Annotated in this window: 13 protein-coding genes; 6 read left to right on the forward strand and 7 right to left on the reverse strand. The window is 51.8% G+C overall.

Annotated elements, in window-relative coordinates; all coding sequences use genetic code 11:
- Positions 1 to 160: 160 nt before the first annotated feature.
- The 4 genes from fdhF to actP all read left to right on the forward strand — a co-directional run bounded on the left by fdhF (position 161) and on the right by actP (position 6612).
- Positions 161 to 2308, forward strand: a complete 2148-nt coding sequence (fdhF, locus tag LVQ77_RS14260) for a formate dehydrogenase subunit alpha (protein ID WP_232865383.1) — start codon at positions 161 to 163, stop codon at positions 2306 to 2308.
- Positions 2309 to 2516: 208 nt separating this feature from the next.
- Positions 2517 to 4475, forward strand: a complete 1959-nt coding sequence (acs, locus tag LVQ77_RS14265) for an acetate--CoA ligase (RefSeq protein WP_232865382.1) — start codon at positions 2517 to 2519, stop codon at positions 4473 to 4475.
- A gap of 167 nt (positions 4476 to 4642) precedes the next feature.
- The gene (locus LVQ77_RS14270) at positions 4643 to 4957 is read left to right on the forward strand and encodes a DUF485 domain-containing protein (protein WP_232865381.1); all 315 of its coding nucleotides are present in this window, start codon (positions 4643 to 4645) and stop codon (positions 4955 to 4957) included.
- A complete protein-coding gene (gene actP / locus LVQ77_RS14275) occupies positions 4954 to 6612 on the forward strand; it encodes a cation/acetate symporter ActP (RefSeq protein ID WP_232865380.1) in 1659 nt (552 codons plus the stop codon). The genes LVQ77_RS14270 and actP overlap by 4 nt, the downstream gene beginning before the upstream one ends.
- Before the next feature lie 233 nt (positions 6613 to 6845).
- Here actP and LVQ77_RS14280 read toward each other — a convergent pair whose 3' ends face one another.
- The gene (locus LVQ77_RS14280) at positions 6846 to 8402 is read right to left on the reverse strand and encodes a hypothetical protein (RefSeq protein WP_232904736.1); all 1557 of its coding nucleotides are present in this window, start codon (positions 8400 to 8402) and stop codon (positions 6846 to 6848) included.
- Positions 8403 to 8462: 60 nt separating this feature from the next.
- Here LVQ77_RS14280 and LVQ77_RS14285 point away from each other — a divergent pair, with 60 nt between their 5' ends.
- Positions 8463 to 9758 (forward strand): Gfo/Idh/MocA family protein, encoded by a 1296-nt coding sequence (locus LVQ77_RS14285; protein WP_232904737.1) that lies wholly within the window; start codon positions 8463 to 8465, stop codon positions 9756 to 9758.
- Between the two features lie 30 nt (positions 9759 to 9788).
- On the opposite strand, the gene LVQ77_RS14290 is transcribed toward LVQ77_RS14285, so the two are convergent.
- Positions 9789 to 10478: an LrgB family protein gene (locus LVQ77_RS14290; protein ID WP_232865377.1), complete on the reverse strand. Its 690-nt coding sequence runs from the start codon at positions 10476 to 10478 to the stop codon at positions 9789 to 9791.
- Positions 10471 to 10896: a CidA/LrgA family protein gene (locus LVQ77_RS14295; protein WP_232904738.1), complete on the reverse strand. Its 426-nt coding sequence runs from the start codon at positions 10894 to 10896 to the stop codon at positions 10471 to 10473. Before LVQ77_RS14295 ends, LVQ77_RS14290 begins: the two co-directional genes overlap by 8 nt.
- Before the next feature lie 103 nt (positions 10897 to 10999).
- On the opposite strand from LVQ77_RS14295, the gene LVQ77_RS14300 reads away from it, so the two are divergent.
- Positions 11000 to 11890 (forward strand): LysR family transcriptional regulator, encoded by an 891-nt coding sequence (locus LVQ77_RS14300; RefSeq protein WP_232904739.1) that lies wholly within the window; start codon positions 11000 to 11002, stop codon positions 11888 to 11890.
- 48 nt (positions 11891 to 11938) lie between these two features.
- On the opposite strand, the gene LVQ77_RS14305 is transcribed toward LVQ77_RS14300, so the two are convergent.
- The 4 genes from LVQ77_RS14305 to soxR form a co-directional block, all read right to left on the reverse strand.
- On the reverse strand, positions 11939 to 13585 hold the full coding sequence (locus LVQ77_RS14305) for a Na+/H+ antiporter (RefSeq protein WP_232865374.1): 1647 nt from the start codon (positions 13583 to 13585) through the stop codon (positions 11939 to 11941).
- Positions 13586 to 13979: 394 nt separating this feature from the next.
- Positions 13980 to 15329, reverse strand: coding sequence for an NCS2 family permease (locus tag LVQ77_RS14310; protein ID WP_232904740.1), 1350 nt, complete (start codon positions 15327 to 15329; stop codon positions 13980 to 13982).
- A gap of 367 nt (positions 15330 to 15696) precedes the next feature.
- Entirely contained in the window at positions 15697 to 16359 is a 663-nt protein-coding gene (locus tag LVQ77_RS14315) for a glutathione S-transferase family protein (protein ID WP_232904741.1), read from the reverse strand.
- A 284-nt stretch (positions 16360 to 16643) separates the two neighbouring features.
- Positions 16644 to 17102, reverse strand: coding sequence for a redox-sensitive transcriptional activator SoxR (soxR, locus tag LVQ77_RS14320; RefSeq protein ID WP_232904742.1), 459 nt, complete (start codon positions 17100 to 17102; stop codon positions 16644 to 16646).
- Positions 17103 to 17122: the final 20 nt, after the last annotated feature.

Genomic DNA, 17122 nt, shown 5'->3' on the forward strand with positions numbered 1-17122 from the left:
CCCTCCCCTGCTCGACACGTCACTTTTGACGATGACCTGTTTTTCGTCAGCGTTTTGTTGCTTTTATCACCGTAAGATACCCGTAATACCCCCTGTTTCTATATGGCATAGATAATGCATATAGACCTCCAAGTAAGTAATAATGACTGGAGCAACACTGATGAAAAAAGTCGTCACGGTTTGCCCCTATTGTGCCTCGGGTTGCAAAATCAACCTCGTGGTCGATAACGGCAAAGTCGTCAAGGCGGAAGCGGCTCAAGGTAAAACCAACCAGGGCGATCTTTGCCTGAAGGGTTACTACGGCTGGGATTTTATTAACGATACTAAAATCCTCACTCCGCGCCTCAAATCACCGATGATTCGTCGCCAGAAAGGCGGCAAACTCGAAAACGTTTCCTGGGATGAAGCACTGAACTACGTCAGTACTCGCCTGAGCGAAATCAAAGCGAAGCACGGCTCTGATGCCATCATGACCACGGGTTCTTCCCGCGGTACAGGCAACGAAACTAACTATGTAATGCAGAAATTTGCGCGCGCCGTTATTGGTACCAATAACGTCGATTGCTGCGCACGCGTTTGACACGGCCCTTCGGTTGCAGGTCTGCACCAATCGGTCGGTAACGGCGCTATGAGCAACTCAATCGTCGAGATTGAGGATACCGATTTAGTGTTTGTGTTCGGGTATAACCCGGCAGATTCACACCCTATCGTTGCTAACCGCGTAATTCGCGCCAAGCAAAAAGGGGCGCAAATCATTGTTGTCGATCCGCGTAAAATTGAAACCGCGCGCATCGCCGATATGCATTTGCAGTTAAAAAATGGTTCTAACATCGCCCTGCTTAACGCAATCGGGCATGTGATTATCGAAGAAAACCTGTATGACCAGTCATTCGTGGCTTCTCGTACTGAAGGTTTCGACGAGTATCGCAAAATTGTTGCTGGCTACACGCCTGAATCTGTTGAAGAAATTACTGGCGTTACTGCGGCAGAAATTCGCAGTGCAGCACGCATGTACGCTAATGCGAAAACTGCCACGATTCTGTGGGGCATGGGTGTAACCCAGTTCTATCAGGGCGTGGAAACTGTTCGCTCGCTGACAAGCCTTGCGCTGATGACCGGCAACCTGGGTAAACCGAACGTTGGTGTTAACCCGGTTCGTGGTCAGAACAACGTTCAGGGTGCCTGCGATATGGGCGCGCTGCCGGATACTTATCCTGGCTACCAGTACGTTAAAGATGAAGCGAGTCGCGAGAAGTTCGCCAAAGCATGGGGCGTGCCTTCACTGCCAGCTCATACGGGCTATCGCATCAGTGAGATCCCTCACCGTGTCGCACATGGCGAAGTTCGTGCCGCTTACATTATGGGTGAAGATCCGCTGCAAACGGATGCCGAGCTTTCGGCTGTTCGTCAGGCGTTTGCCGATATGGAACTGGTGATTGTACAAGACATCTTCATGACCAAAACCGCGGCTGCGGCCGATGTGATTTTGCCATCCACCTCCTGGGGTGAACATGAAGGCGTTTATACCGCCGCTGACCGTGGCTTCCAGCGCTTCTTTAAAGCAGTTGAGCCGAAGTGGGACCTGAAAACGGACTGGCAGATTATCAGTGAAATCGCCACCCGTATGGGTTACCCAATGAGCTACAACAACACTCAGGAAATCTGGGATGAGTTGCGCGGCCTGTGCCCAGATTTCTACGGGGCAACCTACGAGAAAATGGGCGAGCTGGGTTATATCCAGTGGCCTTGCCGCGATGTTGCTGAAAGCGATCAGGGAACCTCGTTCCTGTATGACGGCAAGTTCGACCGCGAAAACGGCCTGGGTGAGTTCTTTACCTGTGACTGGGCACCGCCAATCGACAAAATCACCGAAGAGTACCCGATGGTGCTTTCAACGGTGCGCGAAGTCGGCCACTACTCTTGCCGTTCGATGACCGGCAACTGTGCGGCACTGGCAGCCCTTGCGGATGAACCTGGTTATGCGCAAATCCATATCGATGATGCCGCTCGTTTGGGTATCGAAGATGAAGCGCTAATCTGGGTGAATTCACGTAAAGGTCGAGTCATCACACGTGCGAATGTAAGCGAGCGTCCTAATAAAGGTGCCGTTTATATGACTTACCAGTGGTGGATTGGTGCCTGTAACGAGTTGGTGACTGAAAACCTCAGCCCGATTACTAAAACGCCGGAGTATAAATACTGCGCCGTACGTGTCGAGCCGATCGCCGATCAGAAAGCTGCCGAGCAGTATGTGATTGACGAGTACAACAAGCTAAAAGCCAGCTTGCGCGAAAGCGCGGCAGGTTAATCTTCCCAAAGAAATAAGCCTAAGAGCTGCCAATTGGCAGCTCTTTTTTTTGCCTTTTGCCCCTCTCCTCACAGGATTTATTGATTAGATTTTCAACAATTTAATTAATGCGTGATCTGTCGCCCAAAAAGTAAACAAAGCTTCCAATAGCCCCTACGATTAACGTTTATGTGACATATTATTAACATCCTGAAAGGAGAAAAAAAGCATGAGCCAAATACATAAACACGCCATTCCCGCAAATATTGCGGACAACTGCCTGATAAACCCGGAGCAATACCAATCCATGTACCAACACTCGGTACATGACCCCGACGCATTTTGGGGTGAGCAAGGCAAGATCCTTGATTGGATCAAGCCTTACCAAAAGGTGAAAAACACCTCTTTCGCACCCGGAAACGTCTCAATCAAATGGTATGAAGACGGCACGCTAAACCTGGCCGCTAACTGCCTGGACCGACACCTGAAAGATCGTGGCGATCAGACAGCGATCATCTGGGAAGGCGACGACGCCACCCAGAGTAAAACCATTACTTACCGTGAACTGCATCGTGAAGTGTGCCGTTTCGCCAATACCCTGGTGGAACTAGGTATCAAGAAAGGCGATGTGGTGGCGATTTATATGCCGATGGTGCCGGAAGCCGCCGTGGCGATGCTGGCCTGCGCGCGCATTGGTGCAGTGCATTCGGTGATTTTCGGTGGTTTCTCACCGGAAGCCGTGGCCGGGCGCATTATCGATTCCAGCTCCAAACTGGTGATCACCGCCGATGAAGGCGTTCGTGCCGGGCGCTCGATTCCGCTGAAGAAAAACGTCGATGACGCGCTGAAAAACCCAGGCGTCAAAACTGTCGAACACGTTGTGGTTCTGAAACGTACCGGCGGCAATATCGAATGGCATGAAGGTCGCGACCTGTGGTGGAACGAGCTGGTTGAGAAAGCCAGCGCGCACCACCAGCCAGTGGAAGTGAATGCCGAAGATCCGCTGTTTATCCTTTACACCTCCGGTTCAACCGGCAAGCCAAAAGGTGTACTGCACACCACCGGCGGTTACCTGGTTTACGCCGCAACCACCTTTAAATACGTATTTGATTACCATCCGGGCGACGTGTACTGGTGCACCGCCGATGTGGGCTGGGTCACCGGCCACAGCTATTTGCTTTATGGCCCGCTGGCGTGTGGTGCAATCACGCTGATGTTTGAAGGCGTGCCAAACTGGCCAGCGCCAAACCGCATGGCGCAAGTCGTTGATAAGCATAAAGTGAATATTCTCTATACCGCACCAACTGCCATTCGCGCTTTGATGGCGGAAGGCGATAAAGCTGTCGAAAACACTGACCGTTCGTCGCTGCGTATTCTGGGCTCTGTCGGCGAGCCGATTAACCCGGAAGCGTGGGAATGGTACTGGAAGAAAATCGGTAACGAGAAATGCCCGGTGGTAGATACCTGGTGGCAGACCGAAACCGGCGGCTTCATGATTACTCCAATCCCTGGTGCGACCGAGCTGAAAGCCGGTTCTGCCACGCGCCCATTCTTCGGCGTGCAACCAGCCCTGGTGGATAACGAAGGTAATCCACAACAAGGCGAAACAGAAGGCAACCTGGTGATCACCGATTCATGGCCAGGCCAGGCGCGTACGCTGTTTGGCGACCATGAGCGCTTCGAGCAGACCTATTTCTCAACCTTCAAAAATATGTACTTCAGCGGTGACGGCGCGCGTCGCGACGAAGACGGTTACTACTGGATCACCGGGCGTGTCGATGACGTGCTGAACGTTTCCGGTCACCGCCTGGGCACCGCAGAAATCGAATCGGCTTTGGTGTCGCACCCGAAAGTCGCTGAAGCCGCCGTCGTCGGCATTCCGCATAACATTAAAGGCCAGGCGATTTATGCCTATGTGACGCTAAACCACGGCGAAGAGCCGACGCCGGAGCTGTATACCGAAGTGCGCAACTGGGTGCGTAAAGAGATTGGCCCGCTTGCTACCCCGGATATTTTGCACTGGACAGATTCACTACCGAAAACCCGTTCCGGCAAAATTATGCGCCGCATTTTGCGCAAAATTGCCGCAGGCGATACCAGTAACTTTGGTGATACTTCAACGCTTGCCGATCCGGGCGTTGTTGAGAAGTTACTGGAAGAAAAACAATCAATTACCATGCCTTCGTAACATTCTTGATGTGCTCTGCCCTCTCACTTTCTGTTGTAGGGCGGATAAGTGCAACGTCATCCGCCACCGTTTTTAAGGTGGATGACGCTTCGCTTATCCCCCCTACGCCGTTTCAGCCGGTATGAGGGAATTATAAAAAAACCAACCATACCTGTGGAGACTGTGTGATGAATGAATCCATTTATCAACGGATAGAAGACAGTGCGCATTTCAGGGAGTTAGTCGCTAAACGGCAACGGTTTGCCACCATTTTGTCCATCATCATGCTGGTGATTTATATCAGCTTTATCCTGCTAATTGCCTTCGCGCCAGGCTGGCTGGGTACGCCTTTACACGCAGGCACAACCGTGACGCGCGGCATTCCTATTGGTGTTGGCGTGATACTGATTTCCTTCTTCCTGACAGGCATTTATGTCTGGCGAGCGAACGGTGAATTTGACCGTCTGAATAACGCAGTGCTGCGCGAGGTGAAGGTATCATGAAACGTCTTCTCGGCCTTGCTGCCGCACCGCTGCTAAGCCTGCCAGCCTCCGCGTTTGCTGCGGATGCGATTACGGGGGCGGTACAACGCCAGCCCACGAACTGGCAGGCAATTATCATGTTCGTGATTTTTGTCGCCTTTACGTTGGGTATTACCTATTGGGCGTCAAAACGAACCCGCACGCGTAGCGATTACTACACCGCGGGCGGCAATATCACTGGCTTCCAGAATGGCCTGGCGATTGCGGGCGACTATATGTCCGCCGCGTCGTTCCTCGGTATTTCGGCGCTGGTATTCACCTCGGGTTACGACGGCCTGATTTATTCGCTAGGCTTTTTAGTCGGCTGGCCAATTATCCTGTTCCTGATTGCAGAACGCCTGAGAAACCTCGGCAAATATACCTTTGCTGATGTGGCTTCGTATCGTCTGAAACAAGGACCGATTCGCATTCTGTCGGCCTGCGGCTCTCTGGTGGTAGTGGCACTTTACCTGATTGCCCAGATGGTGGGCGCGGGCAAACTTATCCAGCTGCTATTTGGCCTGAACTACCACGTTGCGGTGGTGCTGGTTGGCGTGTTGATGGTGATGTACGTATTGTTCGGCGGCATGCTGGCGACTACGTGGGTGCAAATCATCAAAGCCGTGTTGTTGCTGTTCGGCGCAAGTTTCATGGCCTTTATGGTGATGAAACACGTCGGCTTTAGCTTCAACAATCTGTTCGCTGAAGCGATTGCGGTACACCCAAAAGGTGTGGCGATTATGAGCCCAGGCGGGCTTGTGAAAGACCCGATATCGGCGCTGTCGCTGGGGTTAGGTTTGATGTTTGGTACCGCCGGTTTGCCACATATTTTGATGCGCTTCTTCACTGTGAGCGATGCCCGCGAAGCGCGTAAAAGCGTCCTGTATGCCACCGGTTTCATGGGATATTTCTACATCCTGACCTTTATCATCGGCTTTGGCGCAATCATGTTAGTGGGTGCAAACCCTGCCTTTAAAGATGCTGCTGGCGCACTGATTGGCGGTAACAACATGGCAGCGGTTCACCTCGCTGATGCTGTGGGTGGTAGCTTGTTCTTAGGCTTTATCTCGGCAGTTGCCTTCGCCACCATTCTTGCGGTGGTTGCCGGTTTAACGCTTGCGGGTGCATCTGCAGTTTCCCATGACCTCTACGCCAACGTGTTCCGTAAAGGGGCATCTGAACGTGATGAGCTGAGAGTGTCGAAAATCACAGTTGTGATACTGGGCGTGGTGGCAATCGGCCTTGGGATTTTGTTCGAGAACCAAAACATCGCCTTCATGGTTGGCCTTGCGTTCTCCATTGCGGCGAGCTGTAACTTCCCAATTATTCTGCTCTCCATGTACTGGTCAAAACTGACTACACGCGGCGCGATGATTGGCGGCTGGCTCGGCTTGCTGACAGCGGTTATCCTGATGATCCTCGGCCCAACCGTTTGGGTTCAGGTTCTTGGACACGCAACGGCAATCTTCCCGTATGAATACCCGGCGCTGTTCTCGATTCTGGTGGCGTTCGTGGGGATTTGGGTGTTCTCAGCAACCGATAACAGCCCGGAAGGCAATCTCGAACGTGAGAAATTCCGTGCTCAGTTCATCCGTTCCCAGACCGGGATTGGCATTGAACAAGGTCGCGCACACTAATTAGCGTTATCCGTTCCCGGCTCGTTTGAGCCGGGAAATTTCTTCTCCGTTTCATCTCACACTTTCCCCCGCGCTACGTGCCGCTACTCACAGTTTATTGCTCGCAACACGTGATAAGCATCACAGAGAACTTCTCCATTTTGGGAGGCTTCTCGCGAATTCAGCCATTGTTTGCTTCAGCCACGTCGCACTCACATCTTCTTGCACGACAACCCTCATCCACCTTCTTATGATTATCCCAACAAGCTACCTGCAAATCCGCGTAGCCGTTCGGCATTCAACAACAACGAGACGTAGTGCGGACTCCCAGGCGGTGGCGAATCAGCCCAGCGCTCAAGCGTATCGGCAAAACGCAGTAATGTTTCCCGGTGCGAAACCGCAGTTTTTACCACCTGAACTGTATCGCCATAGTGTTCACTGATTTGCAGGTCGCTGACGGCAAATGCCACCTGCGAGAACAACTGGCCGTACATTTCAGCATTGCGCCAGGCCGCTTCGAGGCACTCCAGTGTGTCGTTGTGGCAAGTGATGCGCAGCTCGCGCAGTTGATGCAAGGCCGAGGTTGCAAGGAAATGGGCACTCTCTTTTTCAAGCCCGATCAGCTGGCGTTGTTCAGCACCAAGTAGAGGATCGTCAGTCGGGAATAACGGTTGAAAAGCCTGAGCCCAGTTAGCGCTGCGAATATCCGTATGCAGGAGTTGCTGGGCCTGAGCGTAGCTTTCCGGGATCTGGCTTTGGTAGTGCATCCGACGGCCCAGAAGATTCGGCGTTTTGCAAAGCCAGTCGTAGCTCGATGCGTACAGCGCACTAAATCGCTGGCGGTCGGACTTGCTGCGAAAGCCGAGTTTTTGCTGCTCAATCCAGGTGTCGATGGTGTTTGCCGGTTGAGCCTGGTTAGCATGGTTCAAACCAATAAGATTTATGGCGTTGGCAGAATCCATCGTCAGGCCATCTGGCAGCCACTGCCACGAAACGCGCGAGGTGATGGTTTCAATATTGTGGTCAACGAGGCTGGTTGCCCAACTCAGACGCCCCTGGATCTCATCAGCCAGGAAACACGGCAGGATCGTCCAGCCGTAACCGGTGCCCCAAAGATCGTATTCGATCCACTTTTTATGGCCGGTGAGCGAGACAATATGTGGATGGTTGGCAAAGCCGGGATGGTAATCCAGTTCGGTGGCTTTAATGGACGCGCGAACATCATCCGGCAGGCCCGAGAGTACGCGGGAAAGCTGCTGGCGAGGCCAACTGGTATCAATGAAATCACGCAGGATGAGTTTTTTACCCTCGGCACGTAACAGGCTCCAGACTTGATGCAGACTTTGCTGCCAGCCCTCAGTCTGAAACTGCGGAGTGGTCAGGCTTAATATCAGGCCGCCGAGGTGCGGTAATAACGGCAGTAATTGGGACAAAATCGACGAATAAAACTGCTGCCAGAAATCGGGCGTGCTGCGCTCATCAAAAGAAAACTCCGGAAATTTACGCCTGACGATGTCATCGGTGGGAGCGGCTTCGCCTTGCAGCCAGAAGCTGAGGTTATTTTCCTGCAAATAAACACTGACTTTTTTTAAATATTGCAGGGCATTTTTTTGTTGGTGAATAAGGTTTTCAACGTCATGCCGGTAACTAAGTGGTGACGGAATGGCAAGTAACGAAAGTAATTCCTGCTGATGAAGAATAATGCCCGTAAAACCATGCTCTTTGGCAGCATTAACACAGGAAATAAACCACGGCCAGTGCCAAATAAACGGGCTGTTTAACTCCATTAATTGATGCGGAACCAATTTCATCTGAATTACCGGAAATAACGAATTTATCAAAAATACCATGACTTCATGAATGAGGACATTATGAAAAAATATGCATTAGTGGGCACTGGCGGACGCGCTGGTTTATATATCGAAGCCATCAGCGGTAAATGGAAAGAGAATTCGCAACTGGTGGCAGTTTGCGACACCAACCAGACGCGCATGAATTACGCCAATAAACTGTTGAGCAATGCAGGTGCAGCGCAGGTATCAACCTGGAAAGCGGCGGATTTTGAAACCATGATCCGCGAGACGCGCCCGGATATTATCATCGTCACCACTATGGACCGCACCCATGACGATTACATCGTGCGTGCACTGCATGCCGGTTGTGATGTGATTACCGAAAAACCGATGACGATTGATGAGCAACGCGCTTTGCGCATTCTCGACGCCATCGAAGAAACGGGTCGCCAGGTGCGCGTGGCATTTAACTATCGTTACGCACCGCATCACAGCAAAATCCGCGAGTTGCTGATGGAAGAAACCATTGGCGAGGTGTTTTCAGTGCATTTCGAATGGCTGCTGAACACCGAGCATGGCGCAGATTATTTCCGCCGCTGGCACCGCGAAAAACGCAACAGCGGCGGCCTGCTGGTGCACAAATCGACCCACCATTTTGACCTGATGAACTTCTGGCTGGGCAGTTATCCGGAACGTGTTTATGCCGAAGGCGGTTTGCGTTTTTATGGCAAAGAGAATGCGGAAAAACGCGGAGTGGCACAGTTTTATCCTCGAGCTCATGGCTTTGCTGCGGCGAAAGATGATCCGTTTGCGCTGCATATGGAAGAAAATGCGCAGCTTAAAGCGCTGTATCTGGATGCGGAGCATGAAGATAACTACTACCGCGACCAGAGTGTTTTCAGCGATGGAATCAACATCGAAGACACGTTATCCGTGCTGGTGAAGTACCAAAACCAGGTACAGATGACCTATTCGCTTAATGCGTTTTTGCCGTGGGAAGGGCTGAATGTGGTGTTCAACGGCAGCCGCGGGCGGCTTGAGATGAAACTGGTGGAAATGTCTTATGTGAATGCCGGTGGCGACCGTGAAAACGAAGGTAGCCTGGAAAGCTGCGATATCACCGTGTTCCCGATGTTCGCCGCACCTTACAAAGCCGACTTCAGTATTGGCGCGGGCGGCCACGGCGGTGGCGACAACGCGATGTTGGCCGATTTGTTTGGCGAGCTGAGTAACGACCCATTAAAACGCGCCGCCGATCACCGCGATGGGGCAATGTCGATTTTGACCGGTATCGCCGGGAATATTTCAATGCAGCAACAGCGCCCGGTTTGGTTTAAAGAGTTTGAGTTGGTTTCACGACTGAAAAGTAAGTAAGCGCTTACTGGGTGGATTAGCCACCCGGTATTAAAACATCAACCAGCTTAGCAACGGCGCGATCAGCACCATCACCACACCGGAAAACATCATCACTAAACTGGCGACCACACCTTCCTGCGGACCAAGTTCGTAGGAACGTGCGGTACCAGCGCCATGAGAAGCGGCACCAAAACCCGCGCCTTTTGCCATTCCTTCACGAATGGCGAGGCGCAAAAACAGCACGTCGCCCACCGCCATACCAAACACGCCCGTCACTACCACAAATAACGCCACCAACTCCGGCTGCCCGCCGAGTGGTTTGGCTGCGGCTAATGCAAAGGGTGTGGTAATCGAACGTACCGCCAGGCTACGTTGAATTTCATCGGGCAAAGTAAATAAACGCGCCAGCCAAACCGAACTGGTTACCGCAACAACAGTGGCGGTGATAACCCCCGCCGAAAGCGACATCCAGTGGCGTTTAATCACATTTAGATTGTCATAAACCGGCACTGCAAAGGCGATAGTCGCCGGGCCAAGCAGCCACAATAACCAGTGCGCTTCACCCATATAATTTTGATAGGAGATATGACCAAAAACTAACATCGCCACCAACAATACCGGCGTTAAAATCAACGGCATCAGAGGCAATTTTCGAAAGCGGCGATAGAGTTTTTTATTGGCAAAATAGAGCCCAAGGGTAATAACCAGGCACAACAAACTCAGCTGAAAGTTACTCACCACGAGCCTGCCTGCGAGCATTTCGCGCCAGCTCATAACGATAAACTTTATCCACCACCAGCGCAGTAGCACCCAGTACCAGTGAAGTGCTGATGGCAATCACGATGAAGATACGCCAGCCATCTACCATCAGTAATTCGGCATAGTTCACCACCGCGACCACGGCGGGCACAAAGAACAGCAGCATTTCAGCTAATAACCAGCGGGAACCCGCACGAACCCACTTCAGCGGTACCACTCGGCAGACAATCAACACCAGTAACAGCACCATTCCCACGAGGTTTGCAGGGAGCGGTAAATGCCACCAGTCAACCAACTGTTGGGCGAGAATGAACAATCCTGCGTAAAGCGCAACTTGCACCGGCACCTGAATACGGCGGAAAAGAACAGGCGTAAAACCACGTAACGCCAGGGCCATGAGATTGGCACTCCAAAGAAATGTGAGCTTGTAATTATAGTTAGCTCACTTCAACGATAGAAATGAATTAAAATCATCACAGGTATAGTCAACAGGAATAATTATGGACATCAGGACGCTACGTTATTTTGTTGAAGTGGTTCGCCAGCAAAGTTTTACCCGTGCGGCCCAAAAGATGTTCGTCACCCAGCCGACCATAAGCAAGATGCTACGTAACCTCGAAGATGAGCTGGGTTGTACTCTGCTAATTCGTGATGGCCGCAAACTATTACTGACTGATACCGGGGAGGTGGTTTATCAACGAGGATTAACCATTTTGGCGGAATTTCGCCAGTTGGAAGCCGAACTTGGTGATATCAACCATCTCAACAAAGGCGTGTTGCGCCTCGGTATTCCGCCGATGGTAGGCATGTTGATGGCCGGGCCGATTAGCCTGTATCGCCAACGCTACCCCGGCGTTGAACTAAAGATTTCTGAGTTTGGCGGTTTAACGGTGCAGCAGGCAGTGCTTAATGGCGAACTGGATTTAGCCATGACCGCGTTGCCTTTTGAAGATGAGCACCACACTTTCTGCTCGTTACCTTTGCTGCATAATCCGCTGTGTGTGCTGGTTCCGCGCTCCGGTCCATGGACCACACGAGAAAGCATCGACCCCATAGAGCTTGCCGGACATCCTCTGCTTATCTACAACGAGGATTTCGCGTTAAGCCGCCAGTTAATTCAGCTCTTCCAGGAACATGGGTTTACTCCGCGGATTGCGGTACGTAGTGGTCAGTGGGATTTTCTGGCCGCGATGGTGCAGGCCGGTGTAGGGATTGCGATTCTACCGGAGATTATTTGCCAAAAACTGGATAAAAATACGCTGATGTGGCTGCCATTAAACAGCGATTTAACGTGGCAACTGGCGATGATTTGGCGCGATGGGGTTTATATTTCGCAAAGTGCGCAGGCATGGATTGCCTGCTGTAAGGAGTTTTGGCCGGTCAGTTCATAGCGCCCTCACTCCAATCCTCTCCCCCTGCAGAGGGAGAGGAATAGTCGATTACTGCTGTTCGACCAACAACGCTTCCAGCAAATCCAAATCGTGCAGCAGCTTCATCAACGTCTCGTTGCTGATTTTCTGCGTGGCGCGTAAATGGTAAAGCTCGGCACGCTCGGAGCGAAGTGCAGCCAGGCGGAACCGGCGCTCAAGGTTCTCTTCAAGCTCACTACTTTCTACATCGTTACGCCCGTCAGCCCGGCGGCGTAGGTTCCCGATAACCCGCGAACTGACCTCTTTTAACAGCTGGTCATCGATGTTTTCGTTCACGTCGGCGTGCAGGCGCTCTTCCATTTTCTCGATGGCGACAATCGCCACTTCTGCCGTGGCAGCGCGGGCAATACGTTCTTCCTGGCGCGCCATAGATTTGTCGGGAACTTCGACGTTACGCAATAAAATCGGCAGCATAATGACCCCGGTAAAGAGCGAGAACAGAATCACGCCGGTGGCAAGGAAGATAAGCTCATAACGCGCCGGGAAAGGCGTGCCATCACCTAACAGCAACGGAATGGACAACACACCGGCAAGGGTAATGGCCCCGCGCACGCCAGCAAACGATGCAATACACAGCTCGCGCATGGTGTAAGAGCCGAATTCCAGCGGGCGCTTTTTCATAAAGCGTAAACTGATGCGTTTCATCGCCCACAGCCACAAGAAACGCACGCCAATCAGGGCGAAATAGATAAGCCCGACGTCGACAAACAGCATCCATAATTCGACGTTCGGATCGGCGTTTGCCGCTGCAATCGACGTTTTCATGATGCTGGGTAATTGCAGGCCTAACAGCAAGAACACCATGCCGTTGAACACAAATTCGAGCATCGCCCAGACGCTGTTTGCACGTAAACGCATTGCCAGTGGCGCGCTGCGTAATACGCCAGAACGGGTGATCGTCATACCCGCAGCAACGGCTGCAAGGATGCCGGACACGCCGATATGCTCGGCAATCAGGTAAGAAGCAAATGGCAACAGCAGAAGTAGCAGGATTTGCGTCGCGGGTTCGTCACCGCTCCAGCGGCTCATCAGACGCAGCGATTTGCCGTACAACCAGCTGACTGCAATTCCCGCCAACAGCCCGCCTATCGCCACTTTGAAGAACTCGAGCGTGGCACCGCCGACAGTAAACACCATGGTGCCCACCGCCACTGCGACTGCCATTTTCAGCGATACCAGGCCAGAGGCGTCGTTCATCAACGCTTCACCCTGCAAAATCCCCATGATTTTCTTTGGAATTCGCCCTTCTCCGACAATACCCGAAAGCGCCACGGCGTCGGTCGGCGAGAGTACAGCTGCCAGTGCAAAAGCCGGAATCAACGGTATTCCTGGCACCAGGAAGTAAATCAGGAAACCAATGCCGACAACGGTGACCAGCACCAGAACCAACGCAAGGCCGATGATTTCCCGCCCGTGATTGAGGAATTCGTGAGTCGGCGTTTTCCAACCATCCGCAAATAGCAGCGGCGGAATAAACAGCACCAGGAACAGTTCCGGGTTGAAGTCGACATGCAAACCAAAGTGCGGCCAGGCGAGTACGGCACCGATTGCAATTTGCATTAACGGAAGCGGGATCTGGAATGGCAGCATGCGTGTAGCTACCCCAGAAAGAGAAACCACAAGGGTCATGATGAGAATGGTAAAGAAGATTTCCATACTGTCCTTAGTCGAGGTGTTTTGTGAAACCCTTTTTGCAGGATGTTGTGTTACCCAATAGTAAAACAACTTTTTATACCCGAAGGAAACAGGAAATAACTTGAAGTGGTTTTGGGAGGAGTACTCAGAGTTTTTACTCTAAATAATTCGAGTTGCAGGTAGGCGGCAAAGGAGCGAATCCCCAGGAGCTTACTAAAGTAAGTGACTGGGGTTCGCGAGCGCAGCCAACAACCCTGCAGCTCGAAGTATGACGAGTATTCCGGGTTTTTACTCTAAATAACTCGAGTTGCAGGTAGGCGGCAAAGGAGCGAATCCCCAGGAGCTTACTAAAGTAAGTGACTGGGGTTCGCGAGTGCAGCCAACAACCCTGCAGCTCGAAGTATGACGAGTAAAATTAAATTGCCCAGCCGCCTGCATAGAACGCGACTAAAGCTATTGCGATAACCACGGTTCCGATGTTCAGCTTGCGCCACTCACCAGAGACGATACGGCCAATCACCAGAGTTGCGAAACCAATCATGATGCCGGTAACGATGTTACAGGTCAGCACGATAAATACCGCAGTAATCAGGCCCGCCATGGCATCAACAAAATCTTCAAAATCGATTTTGCCCACGTTGCTCAGCATCAGCAAACCAACATACATCAGCGCCGGAGCGGTTGCGTATGCTGGAACCAGATAAGAGAGCGGCGAGAGGAACAGAATCAGCAGGAACAGCACACCAACGGTGATTGCTGTCAGGCCGGTTTTACCGCCTGCAGCAGTACCTGCCGCAGATTCAATGTAAACCGCAGCAGGAGCCGCACCCACCAGGCCTGAGAACACGGAGCTCAGGGAGTCGGTAGTTAGCGCTTTGCCGCCATCGATGATTTGACCGTCTTTATCCAGCAGATTTGCCTGGCCCGCAACGGCGCGGATAGTGCCAGTTGCATCGAATACCGCAGTCATTACCAACGCCAGAACGCTTGGCAACACCACTGGGTTCAACGCACCCATGATATCCAGGCTACCGATCAGCGAGTTGCCCGCTTCATCTTTCAGCGAAGGCATAGCGAAAATGCCAGAGAAATGAACGCTTGGGTCGAAAATCAGGCCAAAGATAGAAATACCGACGATGGTCAGCAGAATGCCGCCAGGGACTTTCAGTTTTTCCAGACCGATGATCACCGCAAGGCCAATCAGCGACATAATAACCGGGAAGCTATCGAAATGGCCGAGCGCAACAGGCAAGCCATCCAGCGGGTTTTTAATGACCAGGCCGACACCGTTTGCAGCAATCAGCAGCAGGAACAGGCCGATACCGATACCAGTACCATGCGCAACACCCATCGGTAAGTTACGCAAAATCCAGCTACGAATACCGGTTGCAGAGATGATGGTGAACAACACACCCATCAGGAACACGGCGCCTAAAGCAACCGGAACGCTGATGTGTTGGCCGAGCACCAGGCTGAAAGCGGTAAACGCAGTCAGTGAAATGGCACAACCGATTGCCAGCGGCAGGTTTGCCCAAAGGCCCATGACAAGTGAGCCAACACCGGCTACCAGGCAAGTCGCCACAAAGACCGCCGCAGGCGGGAAACCTGCTTTACCGAGCATGCCCGGTACGACGATTACGGAGTACACCATCGCAAGGAAGGTGGTTAAACCCGCTACAACTTCCTGACGAACGGTGCTACCACGCGCAGATATTTTGAACCAGGCGTCAATGCCGCCGGTTGCACGCGGAGAATGATTAGACATAGTGAAAAATCCCCTGAGATTTTTATGATTACGTTGGTGTGCGTGGTGGACAATCCACTGCCAGTTAAACGTTTTAAATCGAATTTATCCCTGTGCTGCGTTTATGACAAAAAAGGGCGTCACAAAAAAAGCAAACGTTTAACTCCACGCATACAAACTGGGTGTCAAAATTAAGGCAAACGATTATCCGGCCTTCTTACATGGATTTTCAACCGAACTTTGCCGCTTTTTACCGAAAAATGCGTTAGAAGGTTAAAATATCGCCACCTGGTGCGCAAACGTTATCGTCGATGCGCAATTTAGCAACAATGATGCAAGATACGGGGAATGCATTTTCCTGGCTCATAGGATTTTTCGATACCTGCACTTAAGGTATTTCGAACGGGCCGCCCTGCTGAATGGCTCTCTGCCAGGCCGGACGGATTTGGATTTGGTTATACCAGTTTTGTAAATTCGGCAGATCGTTTATACCGCCGCGAGATAGTAAAGCGATAACAGGGAAACTCATCTGAATATCTGCGGCACTTAGCGCTTGTCCGGCAAACCACGGCGTTTTTTGCAGGCAATCTTCGAGGTAACGCGCATGCGTCAAAATCTGTTTATTGAGATACGCTTTTTGCACACCCTGCCCTAATAAATTTCCCACCGGACGCAGCAACCACGGCACCGGCGCTTTGCCCAGGCTGCCAAATACCAGTTTCATCATTAATAACGGCATCAACGATCCTTCGGCGTAATGCAGCCAGAAGCGATAACGCAGTTTGTCCTCGCAGGAAATCGGTTTGAGGCGGCTTTCGGGGTCGTAGGTTTCTTGCAAATATTCGATGATGGCCCCAGATTCCGCGATGATGTTGCCGTTATCTTCCACCACCGGCGATTTCCCCAGCGGGTGCACGGCTTTTAACGAGTCGGGCGCAAGCATGGTCGGTTCGCGTTGGTAGCGCACAATTTGGTACGGCACCTGAAGCTCTTCAAGCATCCATAAAATACGCTGCGAGCGGGAGTTATTAAGGTGATGAACGATAAGCATGAGGTAACCTTCTGTTTAGCAAGATGCGTTAACTATAGGAAACGCTGAGAAGTCTGCAGTATTAGAATTGTTCAAAAAACACGCGAGTTTGCCTTGAAACCTGACTGAGCCAGGCTACACTTAAGTTGTCAGCGCAATCCGGAACCTCCTGAGAATGTGTGATTGAGGGACGCTGATGTCGGGGGAAACCCTCCTTGCGAAAAGCGGGATAGATCGAAAGACAAAGACCGGGTAATAAACTAAAGCGCCGAAGTTGGGCGCTTTAGTTTTGCCTGCTATTGAGGTTAATCATCTTCCAGTAAACGAGCGCCCGTCCCCTCTTCACCGAGTTTATCGCCTGGGTTTCGCAGCGGGCAGTCAGCACCCGATAAACAACCGCAACCAATGCAGCCATCAAGTTCATCGCGCAGCGCGGTCAGCATATTGATGCGCCGATCGAGTTCTTCACGCCATTGCGACGACATCTTTTTCCAGTCGTTTTTATTGATTTTATGGCCGTCGGGCAACACGCCAAACTCTTCACCAATGGTCGACAGCGGAATGCCGATTCGCTGGGCGATTTTAATAATGGCGACGTTTCGCAGCACATCACGCGTGTAACGACGCTGGTTTCCACTGTTTCTTCTGCTTTTAATCAGCCCCTTGCTCTCGTAGAAGTGCAAAGCCGAAACGGCCACGCCGCTACGCTTCGCCACTTCGCCAGGACTGAGTAAGGGTTTAAAGCGCAGTAATTTCTTTTCCATAATGCTCTTTACCTCAAGTT

The sequence above is a fragment of the Buttiauxella cochleicola genome (genome assembly GCF_021282435.1).
GTDB classification, from domain to species: Bacteria; Pseudomonadota; Gammaproteobacteria; order Enterobacterales; family Enterobacteriaceae; genus Buttiauxella; species Buttiauxella massiliensis.

Excerpts from the sequence above, each read along its gene's own strand:
- acs (WP_232865382.1), top strand. The coding sequence starts at position 2,517 with ATGAGCCAAATACATAAACACGCCATTCCCGCAAATATTGCGGACAAC.
- LVQ77_RS14270 (WP_232865381.1), top strand. The coding sequence starts at position 4,643 with ATGAATGAATCCATTTATCAACGGATAGAAGACAGTGCGCATTTCAGG.
- actP (WP_232865380.1), top strand. The coding sequence starts at position 4,954 with ATGAAACGTCTTCTCGGCCTTGCTGCCGCACCGCTGCTAAGCCTGCCA.
- LVQ77_RS14280 (WP_232904736.1), bottom strand. The coding sequence starts at position 8,402 with ATGAAATTGGTTCCGCATCAATTAATGGAGTTAAACAGCCCGTTTATT.
- LVQ77_RS14285 (WP_232904737.1), top strand. The coding sequence starts at position 8,463 with ATGAAAAAATATGCATTAGTGGGCACTGGCGGACGCGCTGGTTTATAT.
- LVQ77_RS14295 (WP_232904738.1), bottom strand. The coding sequence starts at position 10,896 with ATGGCCCTGGCGTTACGTGGTTTTACGCCTGTTCTTTTCCGCCGTATT.
- LVQ77_RS14300 (WP_232904739.1), top strand. The coding sequence starts at position 11,000 with ATGGACATCAGGACGCTACGTTATTTTGTTGAAGTGGTTCGCCAGCAA.
- LVQ77_RS14305 (WP_232865374.1), bottom strand. The coding sequence starts at position 13,585 with ATGGAAATCTTCTTTACCATTCTCATCATGACCCTTGTGGTTTCTCTT.
- LVQ77_RS14310 (WP_232904740.1), bottom strand. The coding sequence starts at position 15,329 with ATGTCTAATCATTCTCCGCGTGCAACCGGCGGCATTGACGCCTGGTTC.
- LVQ77_RS14315 (WP_232904741.1), bottom strand. The coding sequence starts at position 16,359 with ATGCTTATCGTTCATCACCTTAATAACTCCCGCTCGCAGCGTATTTTA.
- soxR (WP_232904742.1), bottom strand. The coding sequence starts at position 17,102 with ATGGAAAAGAAATTACTGCGCTTTAAACCCTTACTCAGTCCTGGCGAA.